21 protein-coding genes are annotated in these 21,147 nt (G+C 69.0%); 14 read left to right on the top strand and 7 right to left on the bottom strand.

The window, feature by feature from the left end; all coding sequences use genetic code 11:
• Window positions 1–87 precede the first annotated feature (87 nt).
• The 7 genes from AB0B91_RS45210 to AB0B91_RS45180 are packed head-to-tail and all read left to right on the top strand — an operon-like array spanning window position 88 to window position 6,925.
• The gene (locus AB0B91_RS45210; RefSeq protein ID WP_358334429.1) at window positions 88–1,422 is read left to right on the top strand and encodes a sugar ABC transporter substrate-binding protein; all 1,335 of its coding nucleotides are present in this window, start codon (window positions 88–90) and stop codon (window positions 1,420–1,422) included.
• Window positions 1,423–1,430: 8 nt separating this feature from the next.
• Window positions 1,431–2,264, top strand: coding sequence for a sugar ABC transporter permease (locus AB0B91_RS45205; RefSeq protein WP_358334426.1), 834 nt, complete (start codon window positions 1,431–1,433; stop codon window positions 2,262–2,264).
• On the top strand, window positions 2,264–3,115 hold the full coding sequence (locus AB0B91_RS45200; protein ID WP_358334423.1) for a carbohydrate ABC transporter permease: 852 nt from the start codon (window positions 2,264–2,266) through the stop codon (window positions 3,113–3,115). Before AB0B91_RS45205 ends, AB0B91_RS45200 begins: the two co-directional genes overlap by 1 nt.
• 26 nt (window positions 3,116–3,141) lie before the next feature.
• On the top strand, window positions 3,142–5,094 hold the full coding sequence (locus AB0B91_RS45195; protein ID WP_358334420.1) for a beta-galactosidase: 1,953 nt from the start codon (window positions 3,142–3,144) through the stop codon (window positions 5,092–5,094).
• Between the two features lie 60 nt (window positions 5,095–5,154).
• Complete coding sequence (locus tag AB0B91_RS45190) at window positions 5,155–5,520, top strand: hypothetical protein (protein ID WP_358334418.1); 366 nt, start codon at window positions 5,155–5,157, stop codon at window positions 5,518–5,520.
• A gap of 41 nt (window positions 5,521–5,561) precedes the next feature.
• Window positions 5,562–6,320, top strand: a complete 759-nt coding sequence (locus tag AB0B91_RS45185) for a MerR family transcriptional regulator (RefSeq protein WP_358334416.1) — start codon at window positions 5,562–5,564, stop codon at window positions 6,318–6,320.
• Window positions 6,320–6,925, top strand: coding sequence for a hypothetical protein (locus tag AB0B91_RS45180; protein ID WP_358334413.1), 606 nt, complete (start codon window positions 6,320–6,322; stop codon window positions 6,923–6,925). The genes AB0B91_RS45185 and AB0B91_RS45180 overlap by 1 nt, the downstream gene beginning before the upstream one ends.
• Here the strand turns inward: AB0B91_RS45180 and AB0B91_RS45175 are convergent, their stop codons facing one another.
• The 3 genes from AB0B91_RS45175 to AB0B91_RS45165 all read right to left on the bottom strand — a co-directional run bounded on the left by AB0B91_RS45175 (window position 6,926) and on the right by AB0B91_RS45165 (window position 9,757).
• Window positions 6,926–7,870: an ATP-dependent DNA ligase gene (locus tag AB0B91_RS45175; protein WP_358334410.1), complete on the bottom strand. Its 945-nt coding sequence runs from the start codon at window positions 7,868–7,870 to the stop codon at window positions 6,926–6,928.
• Window positions 7,871–7,941: 71 nt separating this feature from the next.
• Window positions 7,942–8,592 carry a response regulator transcription factor gene (locus tag AB0B91_RS45170; protein ID WP_358334407.1) on the bottom strand — a complete coding sequence of 217 codons (651 nt, stop codon included), beginning with the start codon at window positions 8,590–8,592 and terminating at the stop codon, window positions 7,942–7,944.
• A gap of 31 nt (window positions 8,593–8,623) precedes the next feature.
• Window positions 8,624–9,757: a sensor histidine kinase gene (locus AB0B91_RS45165; RefSeq protein ID WP_358334404.1), complete on the bottom strand. Its 1,134-nt coding sequence runs from the start codon at window positions 9,755–9,757 to the stop codon at window positions 8,624–8,626.
• A 119-nt stretch (window positions 9,758–9,876) separates the two neighbouring features.
• On the opposite strand from AB0B91_RS45165, the gene AB0B91_RS45160 reads away from it, so the two are divergent.
• Genes AB0B91_RS45160 through AB0B91_RS45150 form a run of 3 tightly spaced genes read left to right on the top strand, consistent with a single transcriptional unit; the run spans window position 9,877 to window position 12,006 of the window.
• The gene (locus tag AB0B91_RS45160) at window positions 9,877–10,941 is read left to right on the top strand and encodes a DUF418 domain-containing protein (RefSeq protein ID WP_358334401.1); all 1,065 of its coding nucleotides are present in this window, start codon (window positions 9,877–9,879) and stop codon (window positions 10,939–10,941) included.
• 28 nt (window positions 10,942–10,969) lie between these two features.
• Window positions 10,970–11,287, top strand: a complete 318-nt coding sequence (locus AB0B91_RS45155) for a helix-turn-helix transcriptional regulator (RefSeq protein ID WP_358334398.1) — start codon at window positions 10,970–10,972, stop codon at window positions 11,285–11,287.
• Window positions 11,284–12,006 (top strand): HD domain-containing protein, encoded by a 723-nt coding sequence (locus tag AB0B91_RS45150; protein WP_358334395.1) that lies wholly within the window; start codon window positions 11,284–11,286, stop codon window positions 12,004–12,006. Before AB0B91_RS45155 ends, AB0B91_RS45150 begins: the two co-directional genes overlap by 4 nt.
• 2 nt (window positions 12,007–12,008) lie before the next feature.
• Here AB0B91_RS45150 and AB0B91_RS45145 read toward each other — a convergent pair whose 3' ends face one another.
• The gene (locus AB0B91_RS45145; RefSeq protein ID WP_358334392.1) at window positions 12,009–12,845 is read right to left on the bottom strand and encodes an NAD(P)H-binding protein; all 837 of its coding nucleotides are present in this window, start codon (window positions 12,843–12,845) and stop codon (window positions 12,009–12,011) included.
• A 215-nt stretch (window positions 12,846–13,060) separates the two neighbouring features.
• Here AB0B91_RS45145 and AB0B91_RS45140 point away from each other — a divergent pair, with 215 nt between their 5' ends.
• The 3 genes from AB0B91_RS45140 to gntD are packed head-to-tail and all read left to right on the top strand — an operon-like array spanning window position 13,061 to window position 15,203.
• Window positions 13,061–13,897 carry a winged helix-turn-helix domain-containing protein gene (locus tag AB0B91_RS45140; protein WP_358334389.1) on the top strand — a complete coding sequence of 279 codons (837 nt, stop codon included), beginning with the start codon at window positions 13,061–13,063 and terminating at the stop codon, window positions 13,895–13,897.
• 18 nt (window positions 13,898–13,915) lie between these two features.
• A complete protein-coding gene (locus AB0B91_RS45135; RefSeq protein ID WP_358334989.1) occupies window positions 13,916–14,131 on the top strand; it encodes an MbtH family NRPS accessory protein in 216 nt (71 codons plus the stop codon).
• Between the two features lie 34 nt (window positions 14,132–14,165).
• Window positions 14,166–15,203, top strand: a complete 1,038-nt coding sequence (gntD, locus tag AB0B91_RS45130; RefSeq protein ID WP_358334387.1) for a guanitoxin biosynthesis L-enduracididine beta-hydroxylase GntD — start codon at window positions 14,166–14,168, stop codon at window positions 15,201–15,203.
• Between the two features lie 192 nt (window positions 15,204–15,395).
• Here the strand turns inward: gntD and AB0B91_RS45125 are convergent, their stop codons facing one another.
• The gene (locus tag AB0B91_RS45125) at window positions 15,396–16,808 is read right to left on the bottom strand and encodes an MFS transporter (protein ID WP_358334384.1); all 1,413 of its coding nucleotides are present in this window, start codon (window positions 16,806–16,808) and stop codon (window positions 15,396–15,398) included.
• 396 nt (window positions 16,809–17,204) lie between these two features.
• Here AB0B91_RS45125 and AB0B91_RS45120 point away from each other — a divergent pair, with 396 nt between their 5' ends.
• Window positions 17,205–18,776 carry a glycosyltransferase family 39 protein gene (locus tag AB0B91_RS45120; RefSeq protein WP_358334381.1) on the top strand — a complete coding sequence of 524 codons (1,572 nt, stop codon included), beginning with the start codon at window positions 17,205–17,207 and terminating at the stop codon, window positions 18,774–18,776.
• A 65-nt stretch (window positions 18,777–18,841) separates the two neighbouring features.
• Here the strand turns inward: AB0B91_RS45120 and AB0B91_RS45115 are convergent, their stop codons facing one another.
• Both AB0B91_RS45115 and AB0B91_RS45110 read right to left on the bottom strand, forming a co-directional pair.
• Window positions 18,842–20,002, bottom strand: coding sequence for a tryptophan 2,3-dioxygenase family protein (locus AB0B91_RS45115; protein WP_358334378.1), 1,161 nt, complete (start codon window positions 20,000–20,002; stop codon window positions 18,842–18,844).
• A gap of 28 nt (window positions 20,003–20,030) precedes the next feature.
• Window positions 20,031–21,032, bottom strand: coding sequence for a methyltransferase (locus AB0B91_RS45110; protein WP_358334375.1), 1,002 nt, complete (start codon window positions 21,030–21,032; stop codon window positions 20,031–20,033).
• Window positions 21,033–21,147 lie beyond the last annotated feature (115 nt).

Genomic DNA, 21,147 nt, shown 5'->3' with positions numbered 1-21,147 from the left:
CCCGTAACGAAGGGTTGACAGCGCAGAGTGCCCAGACACACGCTGTGAACGTTCACAGACTCCCCCCAAGTCGAGGTACCCATGCAGATGAACAGGCTTGCCGCTGTAGCCGCAGCCGTCACCCTCGTGGCCGGTTGTTCCAGTGGTGGCGCGCAGCAGAGCGCCGCCCCGTCGAGCCCCGCCGCGCAGAAGGTCACCCTGACCTACTGGAACTGGGTGCCCGGCATGGACAAGATCGTCGCGGTCTGGAACAAGGCGCATCCCGACATCCAGGTCACCTCCAGCACCCAGGCGGGCGGGGACGACTCGGCCACCAAGTTCCTCACCGCCGCCAAGGGCGGGAACCCGCCGGACCTCGTCCAGGCGGAGTATCAGGCCCTGCCGTCGTTCGTGGCCGCCGAGGCGGTGGCGGACATCAAGCCGGCGGCGGATCCGGTCAAAGCGCAGTTCGGCGAGGGTATCTGGGGGCTGGTCACGCTCGGCACCGACGCGGTCTACGGCATCCCGCAGGACAGCGGCCCGATGCTGCTCTACTACCGGGCCGACCTGTTCAAGAAGTACGGCATAGCCGTACCGAAGACCTGGCAGGAGTACGCCGACGCGGCCAGGACCGTGCACGCGAAGGACGCCAAGGTGTATCTCGGCACGTTCTCCAGCAAGGACCCGGGCTCCTTCGCGGGCCTCGCCCAGCAGGCGGGCGGGCAGTGGTGGTCGATCAGCGGCGAAGCGTGGAAGGTCGCGATCAACGACGAGCCCACCAAGAAGCTCGCCGACTACTGGGGCGGCCTGGTCAAGGAGGGCGTCATCGACAACATGCCCTACTTCACCCCCGAGTGGAACAAGGCCCTGAACGACGGCAGGCTGCTGACCTGGCCGTCGGCCATCTGGGCGCCCGGCCCGCTGTCGACCAACGCGCCCAAGGCCAAGGGCAAGTGGGGGATCGCGCAGTTGCCGCAGTGGAACGCCGGCGAGAACTTCAGCGGCTTCTGGGGCGGCTCGGCCGTCTCCGTGTCGGCGGGCTCCAAGAACAAGGAGGCCGCGGCCAAGTTCGCCACCTGGCTCAACAGCGATCCTGAAGCGCTCGCCCTGCTGGTGAAGGAGGGCTCCGTCTACCCCGCCGCGACCAAGGGCGCCGACCTGCTCTCCGAGCCGCCCGCGTACTTCTCGAACGTGCCCGACTTCTGGAAGCAGGCGGCCGGGTTCGGCGCGGGAGCGCGCGGCTTCACCTTCGGCCCGAACGTCAACGTGACCTACAACGCCTTCAAGGACGCCTTCGACAAGGCCGCGCTGAACAAGACCTCCTTCAGCGGCGCCCTCCAGAGCGTCCAGGACGCCACGGTCGCGGACATGACGAAGTCCGGCTTCAAGCTCGCCCAATTACAGGCACGACAAGGAAGAGCTGGGCACCGTACCTGTTCCTGACCCCGGCTGTGACACTGTTCGCCCTGTTCCTGGCCCTGCCGATCGGCTACACCGTCTATCTCAGCCTGCGCCGGACCAAGGTGTCGGGGCTCGGGCTCGGCAAGGGGTCGAAGCGGGAGATCTTCGTGGGGCTCGACAACTACGTCGCCGCCATCGGCGACGGCGAGTTGTGGGCCGGCTGGCTGCGGGTGGTCGGCTACGCCGCGCTGGTCCTGGCCGTGATGCTGGGGCTCGCGCTGGTGTTCGCGCTGATGCTGGACGCCGCGAAGGTACGGCTGGCCCGCTTCTCCCGGATCGCGATCTTCATGCCGTACGCGGTGCCGGGCGTGGCCGCCAGCCTGATGTGGGGTTTCCTCTACCTGCCGAGCGTGAGCCCGATCAGTGAGCTGTTCGGGGTGGCGCCGCTGAGCCAGAGCGCGGTGGTGTACTCGATGGCCAACGTGGCGGTGTGGGGCGGCACGGGCTTCAACATGCTGGTGCTCTACACGAACCTGCGGGCCATACCCCAGGACCTGTATCAGGCGGCCAGGATCGACGGCGCGTCGGAGCTGCAGATCGCGTTGCGGATCAAGATCCCGATCCTGGCCCCGGCGATCATCCTGGTCACCGTCTTCTCGATCATCGCCACGATCCAGGTGTTCACCGAGCCGACCACGCTCCGGCCGTTCACGAACACCATCAGCTCGACCTGGAGTCCCTTGATGAAGATCTACCGGGACGCCTTCGTGACCGGTGACCTGTACTCGGCGGCGGCGACGGCCGTGGTGATCGCCGGGATCTCGCTGGTGCTGTCGTTCGGGTTCCTGCGCGTGGTGAAGAACCGCGCGTTCGGGGAGGCGTGATGGCCCGCGCCCGCGCCGCGTACGCGCCGCTCGGCCTGGCCCCGACCGGGATCCTGCTGATCGGCTCGGTGTACTGCCTGTTCCCGGTGAGCTGGGTGGTGATCGCCGCCACCAAGACGTCCGGCGAGCTGTTCTCGACCTCGACCTTCTCGCCCGGCACCGGGTTCTTCCAGAACCTCGCCGATCTCGCCGCCTATCGCGACGGGGTGTTCTGGCTGTGGATGCTCAACACGCTCCTGTACGCCGGTGGCGGGGCGCTGCTGTCGACCGCCGTGTCCGCGGTGTCGGGCTACACGCTGGCCAAGTACCGCTTCGCCGGCCGGAACCTGATCTTCAACATCCTGATCGGCGGCATCCTGGTGCCCGCGGTGGTGCTGGCGATCCCGCAGTATCTGCTGTTCGCGAAGGTCGGGCTGGCGGACACGTACTGGTCGGTCCTGCTGCCGCAGATCCTGCATCCGTACAGCATCTACCTCGCCCGCGTGTACGCCGGCGCGGCCATCCCCGACTCGCTGCTCGAAGCCGGGCGCATCGACGGGGCCTCGCACTGGACGCTGCTGACCCGGGTGGCGTTGCCGCTGATGGGGCCGGGGATGGTGACCATCTTCCTGTTCCAGTTCGTGGCCATCTGGAACAACTTCCTGCTGCCGTTCATCATGCTCGGCGACGACGGCAAGTTCCCGCTGACGGTCGGGCTCTACACGATGCTGGCCGCGGGGGCGAACCACCCGAGCCTTTACAACCTCATCCTCATCGGTACGTTCCTGGCGTTGATTCCGCTGATCGCGCTCTTTCTCACGATGCAGCGGTTCTGGCGCACCGACCTCAGCAGCGGCGCCGTCAAAGCCTGACAAATTATCAAAAAAGGGGGACTTATATGCCTGAGGGCATCGCGTTCGGCGGGGACTACAACCCCGAGCAGTGGCCGCTGGAGGTGCAGGAAGAGGACGTGCGGCTGATGCGGCAGGCCGGGGTGAACCTGGTCAGCCTGGGCATCTTCGCGTGGGTGCTGATGGAGCCCGCCGAAGGGGTGTACGAGTTCGGCTGGCTCGACACCATCATCGACCGCCTGCACAGCGCGGACATCTCGGTGAACCTGGGCACCCCGACCACGGTGCCGCCCGCCTGGTTCGCCAGAAAGTATCCCGACGCCTCCCCCGTGACCCGCGAGGGCCTGCGCGTCGGCGCGGGCGCGCGCGAGACCGCCTGCTCCAGCCACCCGGCCTTCCGCGCGGCCAGCGCGCGGCTGACCGAGCGGCTGGTGGCCCGCTACGGCGAGCATCCCGCCGTGGTGATGTGGCATGTGCACAACGAGTACGGGGCGCCGCTCGGCGAGTGCTACTGCGAGTCGAGCGTGGCCGCCTGGCGCGACTGGCTCCGGCAGCGGTACGAGAGCCTCGACGCGCTCAACACCTCCTGGGGCACCGCCTTCTGGGGCCAGCACTACGGCGAATGGGACGAGATCGACGCGCCCCGGTGGAGTCATACCGTGGTCAACCCGGCGCAGCGCCTCGACTACGCCCGTTTCGCCAACGAGGAGCACCTGTCGCACTACCGGTTGCAGCGCGACATCCTGCGCCGGAGCGGCAAACCGGTCACCACCAACTTCGCGGGCACGGTCAACTGCAAGTCGATGGACCTGTGGCGATGGGCCCCCGAGCTGGACGTGATCGCCAACGACCACTACCTGAACGGCGAACAGCCCGACAACCACATCCAGCTCGCCATGTCGGCCGACCTGAGCCGCTCCCTGGCCGGCGGCGGGCCGTGGCTGCTCATGGAGCACTCGACGAGCGCGATCAGCTGGCAGCCGCGCGGCATCGCCAAGCGTCCCGGTGAGATGCGCCGCAACAGCCTCGCCCACGTCGCCAGGGGCTCGGACTCGGTGCTGTTCTTCCAGTGGCGGGCCTCGCGGTACGGCGCCGAGAAGTGGCACTCGGCGATGATCCCGCACGCGGGGACCGACTCGCAGATCTGGCGCGACGTCGTCTCGCTCGGCGCCGACGTGCGCCGGCTGGCCCCGGTCAAGGACGGGCGCGTCACCAGCGAGGTGGCGATGGTCTGGGACTGGGAGTCGTACTGGGCGCTGGAGCTGGAGTGGCGGCCCTCGGGCGATCTGCGCTTCCGCGAGCGGGTGGACGCCTTCTACGAGGCCCTCTGGCGGGAGCACGTCACGGTGGACTTCGTCCACCCTTCCGCCGATATTTCGGGATACAGGCTGGTTGTCGTGCCGAGCTCGTACCTGCTCGCCGAAAGCTCGGCCAAGAACCTGCAGCGCTACGTCGAGTCGGGCGGTCACCTGCTCGTGTCGTATTTTTCCGGCATCGTCGATGAGAACGACACCGTCCACGCGGGCGCCTACCCCGGCGCGCTGCGCGAGGTGCTCGGGCTGTCCGTCGAGGAGTTCCACCCGCTGCGCGAGCTGGAGACCGTGACGCTCACCGGCGGGGCCACCGGCCGGATCTGGTCCGAGCGGGTCCGCCTCGAACGGGCGGTGGCCATGCGGCACTTCACCGACGGCCCCGACGCCGGCCATCCCGCCGTAACCGCCAACGCGTTCGGCGGCGGCACCGCGAGCTACCTGGCCGCCGCGCTCGGCGGCGACGACCTGCGCGCCCTGCTCGGCGAGGTACTCGACCGCGCGGGCGTCTCCCGGCCGCGTGACCTTCCCGACACCCTGGAGCTCGTACGACGGGGCGCCTTCGCCTTCCTCATCAACCACGGCGACGCGCCCGTCACGGTGACCGGCATGACGGGCACGGACCTGCTCACCGGCGCCCCCTTCACGGGCGAGGTCCCCGCGGGCGGGGTGGCCGTCGTGAAGCACTGAAGACGACTCAGGTTGATCAAAGCCGGCCCCGCCGGCGTTGATCACCATTAGAGTCCTGCCGTGATCGCCCCCTCTCCCGCTGCCGACCGGACGACCTCGCCGAGCGGCACATCCGTCGCGTTGACCTCCGTCCTCGCCGTCGTCATCTGGCTGGCGGGCTTCATCGCCTGGCTGGCCGTGTCGATCCTCGGTGAGAAGGCGTGCGCGCTGACCTCGTACCAGATCGAGGACTGCGACACGGTCAGCACGTGGGGCACGGTCACCCTGTCGACCTGGCTGCTCGCGCCGATCGGCTGCGCGGTGCTGCTGGCCCTGCTCTCGGCCGTCCCGGAGCGGCACGCGGGGGCTCGTAGGGCGGCCCTGTACGCCGTGCCGCTCGTGCCGCTGCTGGTCATCGTGGAAGCGGCGCTCGCCTACGCTCTGTGATGAATTGACCTTCACGTAAGGTCAACGTGTGTAATGAGCACATGCGAATCGGCGAGCTCGCCGCGCTGGTCGGGGTGTCCACCCGGACCGTGCGCCACTACCATCACCTGGGCCTGATGCCCGAGCCGGCGCGGCTGGCCAACGGCTACCGTGAGTATCGGCTGCGCGATGCGGTGGCCCTCGCCCGCATCCGGCAGCTGGCCGAGCTGGGCCTGTCCCTCGACGAGCTCCGCGACGTCCTGGCCGACGACGAGGGGCGCGAGCTGCGTGAGGTGCTCCAGGAGCTCGACGCCGACCTGGCCAGGCAGCAGGCGGCCATCGACGCCAAGCGGGACCGGCTGGCCGCGCTCCTGGAGGCGGCCGACCTCCATTCCGGCTCGCTGATGTCACCCGAGCTGGCGGAGGTGCTGCGCGAGCTGCCCGCGGCGGGTTCGAGGTTCGCCGAGCTCGATCGCGAGCTGCTGACCGTGGTGAACACGGTGGCCGACCCGGCTGCCCAGACGCGGATGCTCGACCTGATGCGCCCGCTCACCGAGCCCGGCGCGCTCGCGCGGGGTCACGCCCTCTACCGGCGGCTCGACGAGCTCGCCCAGGCGGATCCCGGCGACCCCCGCCTCGCCGCGCTCGCCACCGACCTCGCCGCGCACCTGCCGGACGAGATGGCGAGGCAGATGATCGCGCACCTGCCGGACGGCTCCGCCGGGGACGGCGGGTGGCTGGATGCGATGTTCTCGGAGTTCACCCCCGCGCAGTCCGAGGTGTTCCGGCTGCTCCTGATCGCGCTCAAGGAGAGGTTCTGATGGCACGCAAGGTGCTTCGGTTAGTCCAGATCGAGCTGCTGAGCCTGGTGAGTCTCGTCCTGTGGATCGCGCGGCGACGCCACGGCGTGCCGGCCGGCGCCACCGCCGTGCCGTACGCGAGAGAGCAGGCGCCGATCCTGCTCGTCTTCCTGTTCGTGATGATTGTGGAGACAGTGGGGATAGACCTGCTCCTACGGGCGATCGACGTGCCGGACTGGCTGCGCGTGGTGGTGCTGATCGGCGACGTCTACGGCATCCTCTACTGCCTGGCGCTCGGCGCGGCCTGCGTCACCCGGCCGCACGTCGTGACGCCCGGCGAGCTGCGTGTCCGGTTCGGGGTGTACTTCGACCTGCGCGTTCCCCGCGAGCTGATCTCTTCGGTACGGCTGTCGCGCAGCTACAACGAGAGCAGGATGGTCTCCGTGGCGGACGGGCGGCTCGGTGTGGCGGTCTCCTCCCAGACCAACGTGCTCGTCCAACTGGCCGAGCCGATCACCGTGATCCGCCCGCTCGGTGGCCGGGCCGAGGCCACCACGATCCGCTTCTTCGCCGACGACCCGGACTCCGTCCTGCGCTCACTCAAGCAGGCCACGCCGGCCCGCTGATCACTCGCCTCTCCTGGCCTTCGCTCGCCGCTTGCCCTCGTGCATCGCCTGGACGCGGGCGATCGGGATCGTGTGCCCCTCCTCGACCAGGTCGGCGGGCAGCGGCTGCGGCTCGGGCATGAGCTCCGCCCAGGGGTCGGCGTCGGCGAGCAGCCGCGCCGCGGTGTGGATGGTGAAGTCGGACGGCGTGACCCGGTCGAGGTCCTCCCAGGCCAAGGGGAACGAGACCGGCGCGCCCGGCCGGATGCGCGGGCTGTAGGCGGCCACCACCGTCGCGCCGCCCGCGCGGGTGGAGTCGAGGAACACCTTGCCCTCGCGGTCCTCCCGGATGAACGCCGTGGTGGCGAGCGCCGGGTCGACGCGTTCGGCGCGGGCTGCCAGGGCGCGGGTGGCCGCGGCCAGGTCGTCCATCGCGGTCCCCGCCACCACGGGCACGAACACGTGCAGCCCCTTCGCCCCGCTGGTCTTCACCGCCCCGGCCAGCCCCGCGTCGTCGAGGGCCTGGCGCACCAGCCGGGCCGCCCCCACGGCCAGCGGGAACGCGTCCTCGACGGGCGGATCGAGGTCGAGCACAAGATGGGTGGGATGCTCGCCGCGGAACAGCGCCGGGTGGTATTCGACCGCCCTCTGGTTGGCGAACCACAGCAGGGTCCTGCGGTCGTCGCACAGCGCGTAGGACACCTGCCGGTGCGACGCCTCGGCCCAGACGGAGATCGTACGGATCCAGTCGGGGGCGTACTTGGGCACGTTCTTCTGCATGAACGGCGCCTGGCCGGGCCGTACGCGGATCACCGACAGCGCGCGGTCCCGCAGGACGGGGATGATGCGGTCGCGGACGGCGTCCAGGTAGTCGACCAGATCCCGTTTCGTCGCGTTCGATCCGTCGAACAGCGGCTGGTCGAGATTGGTGAGCGACACTCCGTCCCGCGTTTCATCGCTGGTCACCCGGTTCACGATGCCCACGTACGGGCGTGGGGTCAACTTTGGTCGGTCTAGCGGCGTTCGTCTGCCTGGGTCTACCCCACGATGCGGTTCTCCCAGGCCCAGGCGACGATCTCGACTCGGTTGCGCATGCCTAGCTTGGCCAGGATGCCGGATATGTGGCCCTTGACGGTGCTCACGGAGATGAACAGTTCGGCGGCGATCTCCTGGTTGGTGCGGCCCCGGGCGACGGCCCGGACGACCTCGGCCTCCCGTTCGGACAGCGGCTGGGCGGTTTTGCGGGCGGTCGGTGCGCCGGTGGCGGTGAGGTGGCGGAGGAGCCGCAGAGTGATCGACGGGGAGATCAAGGCGTCCCCGGCGTTCGCGGCGCGGACGGCCTCGACGAGCAGGGTGGGGCCGGCGTCTTTCAGCACGAAGCCGACCGCCCCGCCGCGCAGCGCGCCGTAGACGTACTCGTCGAGGTCGAAGGTGGTGACCACGATGACCCGCAGCGGGTCGGGGACGCCGGGGCCGGCCAGTGCGTGGGTGACCTCGATGCCGTTGAGGCGGGGCATCTGGATGTCCACCAGGCACACGTCCGGCCGCAGGCTGCGGGCCAGAGCGACCGCCTCGGCGCCGTCCGCGGCCTCGGCGACCACGGTGATGTCGGGCTGGTCCTCCAGGATGAGCCGCAGGCAGCCACGGATCATCGCCTGGTCGTCGGCCAGCAGGACCCTGATGGTCATGGACGTCTCCGCGCGGCGACCCGCAAGGTGGTCATCGGCGTTTCCGCGCGGGGACGGGCAGGGTGGCGAGTACGGACCACCCGGTCCCGGGGCGCGGGCCGGCGGACAGCAGGCCGCCGAGGGCCTCGACGCGTTCGCGCATCCCGACCAGGCCGTAGCCGCCGCGATGGGGGTAGCGGGCTGGGACCGGCGGGGCGTCGTCGGCGACCTCGACGGTGACCACGTCCCGCTCGCGGGCGACGCTGACCGTCACCGAGCGGGCGTGCGGTGCGTGGCGGGAGATGTTGGTCAGCGACTCCTGTACGACCCGGTAGACGGTGCTGGACACCTCGGGCGGCCACCCCGATTCGTCCTCGGGCAGGCTCAGGCTCACTTCGGGGCCGTGGCCGCCGAAGCGTTCGACCAGTTCGCTGAGTTGTTCGGGGCCGGGCGTGGCGGGGGCCGCGTCCTCGGCGTCGCGCAGCAGGCCGACAACGCGGCGGGTCGCGGCCAGCGCGTCGGAGCCGGCGGCCTCGATGCTCGCGAGGGAGTCTTCCGTCTTCTCCGGGTGCTTGCGGGTGACGAGCTGGGCGGCCTGGGCCTGGAGTACGACGGAGGTGATGTGGTGGGCGACGACGTCATGGAGTTCCCTGGCCAGCACCAGGCGCTCGTTGCGGCGTACCCGCTCGACGACGGTCCTCCGGCGGGCGGCGAGCAGTCGCGGGCCCAGCCCGAGCGCGACGGCGGCGAGCCATCCCGCGCCGTTCAGCACCACGACAGGCGAAACGCCGGCGGAAGGGGTGCGGGTGGCGAGCAGGCTGCCCGCGACCACCGCGAATCCACCGGCCGCGACCGCGCAGGCCGAGGGGGCCGGGAGCGCTCTGATCGCGGAGCCGACGAGCACGGACAGGGCCAGGGCCATGGCCAGGCCGGGCTCGCTGGGGAGATGGACGAAGCGGGTGATGAGCATGGCGGCCGCCGCGACGGCCAGGCCCGCCACGGCCGCCCATACCCGGTGGCGCCGGCGCACCAGAGCTGTCGCGCACACCACCGCTCCGGCGACGCAGTCGAACTGCCAGTAACCGTCGCCCCAACTGTCCGCGACCCGGTACGCCTGGAAGGCGAGCGCCGCCGCGAACACGGCGCCGAGCCCGGCGTCGGCCGCGATCCCGGCCCGCACATTCACATGGTTCAGGCTAGGAGATGTGCACCGCGCACCGAACCGGCCGAAAGTACCGTCGTGCATGGTGTAACCCTGCTTTCGCCCGATGCCCGGCATCGGGCCGGGCTCGCAGGATGAGCCTCATGCGACATCAAGATCCCTATTCGGTGCCGGAAGCCGCCCGCGTCACCTCCAGGCGACCGCGTATCGCCGCGCTCGACGTAATACGCGGGTTCGCGCTGTGCGGAATCCTGGTGGCCAACGTCCAGCCGATAGCCCACGTCGGCAGCGTCGCCGTGGAGCCGGCACCGATGCCTGGGGAGGAATGGATGGGGCTGCTCGTCGAGCAGCGCTTCTTCCCGATCTTCTCTCTGCTGTTCGGCGTCGGGTTCTCGCTGCTGCTGAACTCCGCCACCGACCGCGCCCCTCACCCGCGGCTGCTCCTGCTGCGCCGGCTCCTGGTGCTGCTCGCGATGGGCCTGGTGCACCACTTCCTGCTCTGGGAGGGTGACATCCTGGCCATCTACGCCGTCGTCGGCCTGGTGGTACTGCTGCCCTCGACCTGGCTGCCGCGGTGGGCCGTGGCCGGCCTCGCCGCCGCGCTCCTCGTGGCGCCGTTGATCGTCGGCAGCGGCTTTCTCGCACTGGTCCCCGGGCTGTTCCTGCTGGGCTCAGCGCTGACCCGGTACGGGGTGATCGCCCGGATCGAGCGGTCCACCCGCGGCCCTGCCGTGCTCGGCCTGGTCCTCGCGGTGGGGGCCGCGCCCGCCCTGTGGTGGCAGACCCACTCCACCGGCGGGTCGGGCTTCAGCGGCTCGCTCGCCTTGGCCGGGCTGCTGATCGCAGGGGTGTACGTGTGCGCCCTGCTGGTCCTGCTCAGGACACCGATCCGACCGGCGCTGCAGGCGGTCTTCGCACCGCTGGGGCAGATGGCACTCACCAACTACCTGACCGCCACGCTCTTCGTCCTGGCGATCAGCCGCGTCCTCGGCGGCCGGTCGGACGACTGGTCTCCGACAACGGTGGTGCTGATCGCCGGTGCCATCCTCGCCGTCCAATGGCTGTGGTCCACCCTCTGGCTGCGCAGGTACCAGCAGGGTCCCCTCGAATGGCTCTGGCGCTGGGCCACCTGGGCCCGCCGCCCACCTCTGCGCCGCGACATCGCTGTCACTTTCGAGAGACATGGCGGGCCATCTCTACCTAGCTAGATTAAGAGTCATGGCAGGCAGTCCACGAATGACGCCGCAGACCATCTCGGTCTTGCGGGAGCTGTTGAATGATCCCTTGGCCGAGCATTACGGACTGGGATTGTGTAAAGCCACCGGAATCGCCGGTGGCACTCTTTATCCCATTCTGGTCCGCCTCGAAGCGTACGGCTGGGTGGAGAGCCGCTGGGATGACCCGGCCGCCCACCAGGGTCGTCCACCGCGCCGGCACTACAGAATCACCGAAGACGGCCTCGAACGCGGCCGTGAGGCCATCGCTCGGACGGCCGGAAAGCGCAGGCGGGCCGCCGGAAGCAGGCGTCCCGGGATCGCCGGAGGCACGGCATGAGCATCCTGGAAGACGCCTTGCCCGATTACCTGACAGCGGATCAGGCGCGGATGGTCGAGCGTGCGTACACGGTGGCCGCCTATTGGCACCGCGACCAGACACGGAGGAGCGGGGAGCCGTACATCACCCATCCACTCGCGGTCGCCGCCATCCTGGCCGAGTACGGCGCTGACCACGAGTTACTCTGCGCGGCGCTCCTTCACGACGTCCTCGAAGACACCTCGTGTCCCGAGACGGAGCTGGCGGCGGAGTTCGGCGAGACGATCGTGCGTCTGGTGACGGACCTGCGGCCGCTCGATGACCCCGCGCTGCTGGCTGAAGGCTGGGCGGCCACCACCGACGAGCGGGTGCTGACCTTGAAATTGGCCGATCGCCTGCACAACCAGCGGACGATGCGATTCCTCCCGCCGGACAAGCAACTGCGGAAAGCGCGCGAGACCCTCGACGTCTTCGTGCCGATCGCCGGCCGGCTGGGCATGGACGAGATCGGCCGGGAACTCGAAGGTCTCGCGCGGGCGAGACTCGATGCCGGAACGCAGGCGTTTCTCCGGGTGATCACTGCGGGGGCGATCATCCTTCCGCATGGTGTCCGGGCTCGCTGGATCGCGGAGTGGCTCGGAGAGCTCCACGCGCTGCCCGATCGACGCGCCCGCCGGCGCTTCACCGCGGAGTTGCTCGTGGGCATGCCACGGTTGGCCGTAATGCTGCGCCGACCCTAGGGTCAGTGGAAGTCGGCAGCGTGCTCTCGTGCCCACTGCGAGAAGGGTACGGCGGGTCGTCCAAGGACCTGTTCTACCGTGCCTGTCGCCGGTGATCCTCCGTTCGCCGCCGCCTTGATGAACTCGAGGATCGCGTCGACGATGTACGGCTTCTCGAACTGCCCGAAACGGTCACGTGCCGCTGATTCCGACAACTCCTCGATCTGGAGGTCCTTGTCGATCGCCGCGCCGATCAACTCGACCTGACGCCGCTGGGACAGCAGCTCGGAACCCGTCAGCAAGGCGCCGGCTTCTTTGCCGGCCTCCCCCACAAGGGCCGCGACCGCGACCGCGGCGATGTCGCGTTCATGGATGGGGGCCATCACCGCTTCGGGATGGACCAGCCGGACGATGCCGTCGGTACGGATCGAGTGGGCCCAGTTCAGCGCGTTGTTCGCCAGAACCAGCGGGCGGATCGGCGTCCAGGGCAGACCCGAACCATCCAGTGCCCGCTCGACCGACCGATGCTCTTCGGCTATCGCGTTTCCCGCCGCGTACGGCAGCAAGACGCTTCCCGAGGACATCAGCACGATGCGTTCGAGATCAGCGTCCCGAGCGGCACCAACGAAAGCATCGGCGCCGCCGACGGGCGCGTACAGGAAGACCTTCCGCACCCCGTCCAACGCGGCCTTCAGCGTGTCGGGCCGGGTGAGGTCCGCGGCGACCACGGACACTTCTGCGGGCAGGTCCGCCGACGCGAGGTCGCGCACCGACGCGCGCACCGATTCTCCGGCGGCCAGCAGCTGATCGACGACATGACGCCCGACGCTTCCGCGGGCTCCGATCACCAAGGTGGACACAGCGCTCCTCTGCGTTAGCAGCGACTAGCTTGAGCGCGCCCTGGGAGCCACAGCCGTGACACACGAAGCGTTCCGACGCGGCACTTCGTGCGCCGCCACAGTAACATCGTCCGCTCGTTACCGCGCTGTTGCCGGGTAGGACCGCGGTAGTCCCGAGATAGCGGCTGTCCCTAATTTCGTGAAGTGTGCTGAGGATTCACTTCACGGTCCAGGATATGGGCCGCCTGCGCATGAGCGCGGGACTCGGGCTGGTGGCGGAAGGTGCTTTCGCCCTGGACCTGTTCCAGCGCAACGGCGCCGTCTTCGACGGCTGGCGCAAGCAGGTGCGCCGACGTCTCGGACCACGCGTCGGCGCCATGGAGCAGCTGCTCCGCGAGCGCCTTTCGCTGGCCGAGCTGCTGGAGCTCCTCGGTGATGCCCCCGCCGACGCCAAGACCCGCGCGCGGGTCACGGCGCTGGTCTTCGAGTTCTGCGGCGCGGCCGTGGTCCCTTACTGGGGCCGGGTTCAGAGCTCTCTGGAGGCCGAACGGGCCATCCGCGGCCGCATCGGCATCACTACGGGGGTCGAGGGTCTGCTCCGTACCTTGCACCCCAACATGGAATGGAATCCACCCGTCCTCGAGATCCGTGACGACGAAGAACGCGACGTCCATCTGCGCGGGCGCGGGCTGCTGCTCAGCCCGTCGCTGTTCCTGCGCAGTAGGTCCTGCGTAGTCGTGGGCGCCGGAAACGACAAACCGCCCGCACTGGCCTACTCCATGCGTTTCGACGTGGCCGACATCTTCGGCACCGAGCCCCCGCCTGAGCAGGCGCTCGGCGCTCTGGTCGGCCACACCCGGGCGGCGGCCCTACAGGCGCTCGCCGAAAGCTGTACCACCGGCGAACTGGCTCAGCGCCTCGGCATCTCGCTCGCCGGCGCGAGCAAACACGCGACCGTCCTGCGCAGGGCCGGTCTGGCCAACGCCTCCAGGAGCAGGAACACGGTGCTCCACACACTGACGCCGCTGGGCGTCGCTCTCCTGCGACGCCGCGAATCCGTACCGGCCCGCTAGCCATGGAAGGGATCGATGATGAGCACCAACCCGTTCGAGGACCCGGACGGCATCTACCACGTGCTGGTCAACGAGGAAGGGCAGCACTCGCTGTGGCCCTCGTTCGCCGAAGTGCCCGCCGGATGGACCGTGGCCCGGGCCGACACGAACCGCCAGTCGGCGCTCGACTACGTCACGGCGAACTGGACCGACATGCGGCCCGCCAGCCTCGTCAGGTCGATGGAGGGGTCGTGAGATTCGCCAGCGCCCATCAAGAAAGGACTCACCCGTGCTCACGATAAAACTGGACGCGGCCGAGACCAAGTTCGTCCACGAACTCGTCGACGAGCTGTCCGAACACCACCAGAGCGTGGAGTCGGCCGACTTCCAGCGAGAGGCCAAGACCTTCGCCCAGGAATTACCCCGGCGCCTGCGCGCGGCCCTGAACGGATTCGTCGCGGCGGAGCGCCACGGCGGTTGCGTGATCTCGGGGCTGCCCGTCGACGACCGCGTGATCGGGCCGACCCCGGCGCACTGGAAGGACAAGCCGGTGCCGTCGCCGTCGCTGCGGCAGGACATCGCCTTCTACCTGATGGCCTGCCTGCTCGGCGAGCCCATCGGCTGGGCCACCCAGCAAGACGGTTATCTCATGCACGACATCCTGCCCATCAAGGGGCATGAGCGTGAGCAGATCGGCTCGGGCTGCGAGGAGGTGCTCACCTGGCACACCGAGGACGCCTTCCACCCGCTGCGGACGGACTATCTCGGGCTGATCTGCCTGCGCAACCACGACGGGGTCGCGACCACCGTCGCGGACGTCGCCGACGTACGCCTGGACCAGGTCACCGGCGAGTTGCTGCGTCAGGAGCGCTTCCGCATCCTGCCCGACCACTCGCACCGGCCCGAGAGCGTGGGCGCCCCCGCCGGCGCGGACGGCCTGCGGCACAAGGCCGCCGAGCTGTTGCGCGGCAGCCGGAAGATCGTCGACCAGGAGCTGCGCTCGCCGACGGCGACCGCGGTGCTGTTCGGTGACCCGGACGATCCTTATATCCGTATCGACCCGCATTTCATGCGGCACGTCCAGGGGGTGGCCGAGCAGGAGGCGCTCGATGTGGTGACCCGCGCGCTCGACGCGGTCGTCACCGAGATCGTGCTCCGGCCCGGCGATATCTGCTTCATCGACAACTATCGGATGGTGCACGGGCGAAACGCGTTCTCCGCGCGGTTCGACGGAACCGACAGATGGCTGCGGCGGCTCAATATCGCCAGGGATCTCCGTAAGTCCCGGGCCCGCCGGCTGGGCGCGGAATCTCGGACGATCTACTGATCTCCTGATTTGGTGTGGTTTCTGGAGCGGGCCGGTCACGACCGCAGGCACTCGACGAGCGCCGCAGCGACCGGCCCGCTTCCGTGCGCCCGGCCCGCTTCCCTGCGGCACCCCTTTCCCGCGGCACCGGGATCGTAAGAGCCGCCCGGGTCGCCGAGGGGTCACGCGGGGGCGCGGTCGTAGACCGGGTGGCTACGTCTCCGGGGCGGCGGGTGCGGGGCGCAGGGTTGGGAAGTGGCGGAGGGTTGGGCTGAGGTTGGCGCCGAGTGCCACGATGCCCAGGGCCGCGGCGCAGATCAGGATGCTCATCGCCCCGTCGCCCGTGACGGCGATCAGCAGGCCGCCGACCATCGGACCCACCGTGCCGGCCAGGTCGGAGCAGAGGCCGACGACACCGCTCAGACGGCCGCGTATCTCGTCAGGGGCGATCGTGAGCTGGTAGGTCACGATGGTGGTGTTCGCGACGGGGAAGAACACCGCGGCCAGCCCGAGTAACACGCCGAGCAGGAGCCCTCGCGACACGAGCGCCATCAGCCCGGCCATCGCGGCGAAGACCCACGACGCGCCGATGATGATCACGGGTGCCGGCAGCGCGGCGTGCAGCCGGCCCGCCACCATGGCGCCGAGCAGCCCACCGACGCCGAAGCAGGCCATCATCAACCCGATCTCGCCGTAAGCCACCTCGGCCTCGCCCGACTGGACCAGGATGATGATGATCAGCGCGTGGAACGCGAGATTGACGAAAACGATCCACACGACGGTCGTCCTGATGACGGGCTGCCGCAACAGCCAGCGGAACCCGCTCAAGAGCCCGTCATCGCTCGGCCGGCCGGGCGAGACCTGACCGGGCGAGACCTGACCGGGCGAGACCTGACCGGCGGGGCGGCGGCGAGGGAGCCGGAGCACCGTCAGCGCGGCGAAGGAGACCGCCAGCATTCCGGCGTCGATCGAGAACGGCACCAGCTCGTGCAGCCCGAAGGTGAACCCGGCCGCCGCGGGGCCGAGCAGGAGCGCCCCGAACGGGCGCGCCGCGTTGCGCGCCAGCGCGTCGGGCAACTGGGCACCTGGTACGACCTGCGGAAGCGCCGCATGCTCCGCCGGCTGGAACACCGAGCTGAAAGCGCCCTCGATCACGGCGACGAGAACGACATGGGGGAAGGAGAATACCCCGAGCAGCAGCGCGATCACGATGCTGAACATCGCCGCCGAGCGCACCGCCTGAGACAGCAGCAGGACTCTCTTGCGGTCCCACCGGTCGGCGATCACACCTGCCGGGACGTTCACCGCCATCCGTGCCGCCGCCAGGATCGAGGTGATCAGCCCGATCTGCACCGCCGAGGCCGAGTGCGCCAGGAGCAGCAGCGGAAAGGCGACGAACACGATCTCGCCGGCCAGTTCCGACAGGAACATGCTGGTCCACAGGATGTTGTAGTCGCGGTTCCGAGACAACCGAACCGGCTCGTCCCCCGCCGACACCACGGTGCTTTCGTCCCGTCCGCCGCCACCCGGCGCCGACACCCCGGCGCTCTCGTCGCGTCGCGCCGTACGCCCGGTGCTCTCGTCGTGCCGCGCCATGCGCCCGCCGATCTGGTCGTGTCGCGCCATGCGCCCGCCGATCTGTTCTGGTGCCCGAATGCCGGGCCGATCCTCACGCGCAGGAATATGTCCCCGCGGAGGCGCCCAATGGCCGAACCGCGCTTACCTTCAGATCTTGCTGCTGAATTCGCCCGGCCGGCTATGTCTTTGACTCGACCGCGAAATCCGGAGGCCAGGGCCACGCCATGAAGGCCACCGGCCGCAAAAGAATGGCCTGCGAGTTTTCTGCACGCGTCAACTTCATTGCCGCACGGGACCGGTGTCCAACACCATGAGGCGGCCAGGTGCCTCCGCCGCCACTGCGGTCACAGAAAGAAATCGGGAGAGCAGCGACGGCCACGGTCGACTGATTCACGCCTCACGCGGCCTGGGTTTCGCCAGGCTGCGATGGAATGGAGGTATGTCGTGACGACCACGACAGCCAAACCCGACCTACCGACCTCGATCAAGGCCACATTACCCGCCGTGCGATGGTGGCCCCTGCTGAGCGTCGCCGGTGCGCTGACAGCCCTGCTCCTCGTACTGTCGGGGCGGCACGGCTACCACCTCGACGAGCTGTACACCAGAGCGGCCAGCCAGCATCTCGACTGGGGGCAGATCGACCAGCCGCCACTGGTCGCGCTGGTGGCCAGGCTGGAAATAATGGTGTTCGGCGACAGCCTGACGGCATTTCGCATAGTGCCCGCCCTGCTGATCGGGGTGGTGGTGATTCTCGCCGCATTCATCGCCCGCGAACTCGGGGCGAATCAGCGAGCCCAGCTCCTCGCCACGATCGCCGCGGCGGCGTCCGGTCTCGCGCTGCACACCGGACATATCCTGGGCACCAACAATTTCGACGTGCTCGTCTGGGTCGTCGTCTGCTGGCTGGCCATCAGGCTCGCCCGTACCCGCGATTACCGGCTGTGGCTGGTGATGGGCGCGGTGGTCGGATTCGGCTTGCACGCCAAATACCTCCTCGCTCTGCTCCTGCTCTCCCTCGCGGCGGGAATACTGCTCTGCGGGCCGCGGGAGGCGCTGCGTAGCTGGAAACTGGTCGCCGGCGTCGTCATCGCGGCGGTGATCGCGGCACCCGTCCTGGTGTGGCAGGTGATGCACGGCTGGCCGCAGGTCGAGATGTCCAAGGCGTTGTCGACTGCGCTCGACACCCTGTCCAGGATCTCCTTCATCCCGATGCAGATCCTCATGATCGGCTTGTTCCTGAGCCCAGTGTGGATCGCCGGCCTGGTCGGCCTGCTGCGCCGCCCGCAGTGGCGTCCGTACCGGTTCATCGGGGTGGCCTACCTCTTCATGGTCGTGCTGCTGCTCGTCATCGGCGGGCAGGCGGCGTACGCCTCGGCTCTGCAGTTCGTGCTGCTGGCCACCGGATGTGTCATGGTCGAGCAATGGGCACGGACCGTCACGCGTAAATACCTGTTCGGGGCGGCGGTGGGCCTCAATCTGGTGACGTCGGCGGTGTTGATGCTGCCGGTGTTCCCCATCCAGACGTATGCCGGTAATCCCGTGCTGCAGGAACTCGCCATCGTCCAGTTCGACCAGGCCGGGTGGCCGGAGCTGACCGCCCAGGCCGCCGCCATCTACCGAGGGCTGCCGGTGGCCGACCAGGCCCATGCCATCTTCTACGGCAACCACTACGGTCAGGCGGGCGCGCTGGACAAGTACGGCCCCCAGTACGGGCTGCCGCACGCCTACAGCGGCCACAACTCCTACGCCGACTTCGGACAGCCGACCGATGACAAGACCATCGTCATCACGATCGGCGTGGATCGTGCCCAGTTCTCGAAGCTGTTCGCCCGGTGCGAGCCGCACGGCAAGTTCGACATCGACCTGCCCGTGTCCGACCGGGGGCAGGAGTTCATGGTGTGCCGGCAGCCCCGTGAGTCGTGGTCGCTGCTGTGGCCCAAGCTTCGGTGGATCGGCTTCCAGTGCCCGTACACCGCCAAGGCCGTGACGGCGACGAGCACAGAGGGCTGCACCTGATCAGCCGTCGATGAAGAGGCCTCCGCTCTGGCGAACCAGAGCGGAGGCCTCTTTCGTACGGTCGATCAGCAGAAGGCGAACCGGGAGAGCAGGTCCTCGGGGTCGTCCAGCCTGGTGCCGGAGCAGAGGCCGCTCTTGTCGATGAACCGCTTGAGGTAGCCGGCTCCCTCGGTGCCGCCCGAACCCTTCATGTTCGGCAGGTAGGTGCGGCCGAATCCGTAGTGCCGGCCCCGCCACATCAGCAGGCACCGCTCCACCTCCGTGTACGCGCTGATCACTTCCGCGTCCGCGCCGGCGGCGACCACGTCCTTCAGGGAGCGGAATTCCCGCAGCCGAGGGTCGTTGATCAGGTCGAGGTGGGCGAAACCGGCGTACGTCTCCGCCTTGCGTTCGTCGTAGCCGTACACCACCAGCTCCATCAGGTGGTAGTTCAGCGACTGGACCGCGCTGGCGTCCCCGGTGGCGTCCCGGAAGCCGAGGAACAGCTCGGGCGACAGGGTCTTCAGCACGTGGAAGATCTCTTTGAGCAGTTCGGAGCAGGCGATCAGCTGGCCCATCCGGAACATGAACTCGGCGCGGTCGAGGCCGACCACCGCGATCGCCTGGCGGGCCAGCCCTCGGATCATGAAGAAGGTCAGCTCGCAGGCCTGCACGGAGCGGATGAAGATGTGCTCGTCGTGCTTGTCCGAGCGGCGGAATCCGCAGCACCGCCTGAGCAGCAGCAACTGCCGTTCGAGCCGTTCGTCCTCGTGCGCGGCACGCACCAGGTCCGCGCCGCGCAGCGCGCTGTAAGGCGCGACGGACATCGCACCGACCTGATCGATGACCCGATGCAGGCCGAGCAGGCGTTCGGCGAGGTGCTCGGGCACCACCGCGTACCGGCAGGCCTCCCGGCGTTCCAGATCGGCGAGTTCGGTCAGGGTCGCGTGCATCGCGAGCAGGCAACCGCCGAAGGCGTCGTCCTGGCCGGAGAGGAACTGGCCGAAGACGTGCAGCCCGGTGTAGCGGTAGTACTCGGGAATGGCGAGACGCCGGCTGAACGGACGCGTCAGCAGGCGGATGGTGTCGTTCTCTTCGGTGTCCGGACCGGCCAGCGCCTCGTCGTAGCGGCGGGACAGGTCGGCCAGTTCTTCCTGGCTCAGTTCGGCCAGTGCGGTCGTGGCCAGCCGGTCGGCGAGCGCCGTGCTGTGTTCAGGGAAGGTTAATCGAACGGCATCGGTGGTCATCTGTTCCCCACGGGGTTGCGAGCGGTGGTCAATCGCGCCGACCGACCAGGAGGTGCTTGTCGGCGGTGGAGCGGTGCACGGCGCAGCGGGTGAATCCGGCGCGTTCCAGCAAGCTCAGGTACTCCGCGGGGGTCCGGTGCCTGCCCTGGGTCTCGAAGTACATCGACAGGTTCATCACCGCGGTGGCCAGCGGGCCCTGCCGGTCCTCGTCGAAGAGGCGCTCCATGACGAGTACGCGGCCGCCCGGCCGGCAGGCGTCGTACGCCTTGCGCAGCAGTTGGGCGCAGGTCTCGTCGTCCCAGTCGGACAGGATGTAGCCGAACGCGACGCAGTCGCCTTCGGGCAGCGGATCCCGGAAGAAGTCGCCGCCGGTGAAGCCGAGCCGGTCGCCGAGCCGGTGCTCTCGCGCGGTCTCCGCGAGGTACGGCCCGACCTGCGGCAGGTCGAACACGGTCGAGCGGAGGCGCGGGTAGGCGAGCAGGGCCGCCACGGAGAACGGGCCGCTCGCGCCGCCGACGTCCACCAGTCGCCGGGCGTCGCCGAGGTCGGCGAGCGCGGCGAGTTCGTGGGAGACGTGGAAACTGAGCTGCCACATCGCGGTGAGAAACCGCCGGGTGGACTCCTCGTCGCGATACAGCGTGGCGAACGGCGCGGGCAGGTCGGCGTCGACCGCGTTCTTGCCGCGCTCCAGATAGGCGGCCAACTGGCCGAACCGTTCCGCCGTGCTGCCGAGCAGATGGTCGACGAATCCCAGCAGGTATCGCGGCTCCCGCCGGTCGAGGTAGGGCCGCACTCCGTCGGCGAGGGCGTACTGGCCGCCGGCCGTGCGATCGAGCACGTTCAGCGAGGCCAGGACGAGCAGCAGCCGTTCGAGGGTCTCCTCGTCGGTCTCCAGCGCGCCCGCGAGCTTCGCGGTGGTGGCGCCGGCGTTGTCCGCGAGGTAGGTGAACACCCCGGACTTGTCGGCGAGATGCAGGGAGTAGGTAGAATAAATTCCGAAGACGGCACGTTCGAGATGCGCTGGAATCATGGCAGACGGCCAATCCGGTCGATACTCATCAGGCATTCTTAAATGCCCTGGCCGGCGAAAATGCGCAGGCGAAACTCCGGCAGCCGCCGGCCGCGGAGGGTCACGCCGAGCTTTC

This window comes from Nonomuraea sp. NPDC049141 (assembly GCF_040648415.1).
Lineage (GTDB): Bacteria > Actinomycetota > Actinomycetes > Streptosporangiales > Streptosporangiaceae > Nonomuraea.
This window is presented reverse-complemented; position numbering and strand designations above follow the sequence as displayed.

Bases quoted from the DNA above. Each gene is read 5' to 3' on its own strand.
- AB0B91_RS45110 (WP_358334375.1), bottom strand. From the start codon at position 21,032: ATGATTCCAGCGCATCTCGAACGTGCCGTCTTCGGAATTTATTCTACC.
- AB0B91_RS45125 (WP_358334384.1), bottom strand. From the start codon at position 16,808: ATGGCGCGACACGACCAGATCGGCGGGCGCATGGCGCGGCACGACGAG.
- AB0B91_RS45185 (WP_358334416.1), top strand. From the start codon at position 5,562: ATGCGAATCGGCGAGCTCGCCGCGCTGGTCGGGGTGTCCACCCGGACC.
- AB0B91_RS45135 (WP_358334989.1), top strand. From the start codon at position 13,916: ATGAGCACCAACCCGTTCGAGGACCCGGACGGCATCTACCACGTGCTG.
- AB0B91_RS45210 (WP_358334429.1), top strand. From the start codon at position 88: ATGAACAGGCTTGCCGCTGTAGCCGCAGCCGTCACCCTCGTGGCCGGT.
- AB0B91_RS45170 (WP_358334407.1), bottom strand. From the start codon at position 8,592: ATGACCATCAGGGTCCTGCTGGCCGACGACCAGGCGATGATCCGTGGC.
- AB0B91_RS45180 (WP_358334413.1), top strand. From the start codon at position 6,320: ATGGCACGCAAGGTGCTTCGGTTAGTCCAGATCGAGCTGCTGAGCCTG.
- AB0B91_RS45115 (WP_358334378.1), bottom strand. From the start codon at position 20,002: ATGACCACCGATGCCGTTCGATTAACCTTCCCTGAACACAGCACGGCG.
- AB0B91_RS45155 (WP_358334398.1), top strand. From the start codon at position 10,970: ATGACGCCGCAGACCATCTCGGTCTTGCGGGAGCTGTTGAATGATCCC.
- AB0B91_RS45195 (WP_358334420.1), top strand. From the start codon at position 3,142: ATGCCTGAGGGCATCGCGTTCGGCGGGGACTACAACCCCGAGCAGTGG.
- AB0B91_RS45150 (WP_358334395.1), top strand. From the start codon at position 11,284: ATGAGCATCCTGGAAGACGCCTTGCCCGATTACCTGACAGCGGATCAG.
- AB0B91_RS45200 (WP_358334423.1), top strand. From the start codon at position 2,264: ATGGCCCGCGCCCGCGCCGCGTACGCGCCGCTCGGCCTGGCCCCGACC.
- AB0B91_RS45140 (WP_358334389.1), top strand. From the start codon at position 13,061: ATGGGCCGCCTGCGCATGAGCGCGGGACTCGGGCTGGTGGCGGAAGGT.
- AB0B91_RS45160 (WP_358334401.1), top strand. From the start codon at position 9,877: ATGCGACATCAAGATCCCTATTCGGTGCCGGAAGCCGCCCGCGTCACC.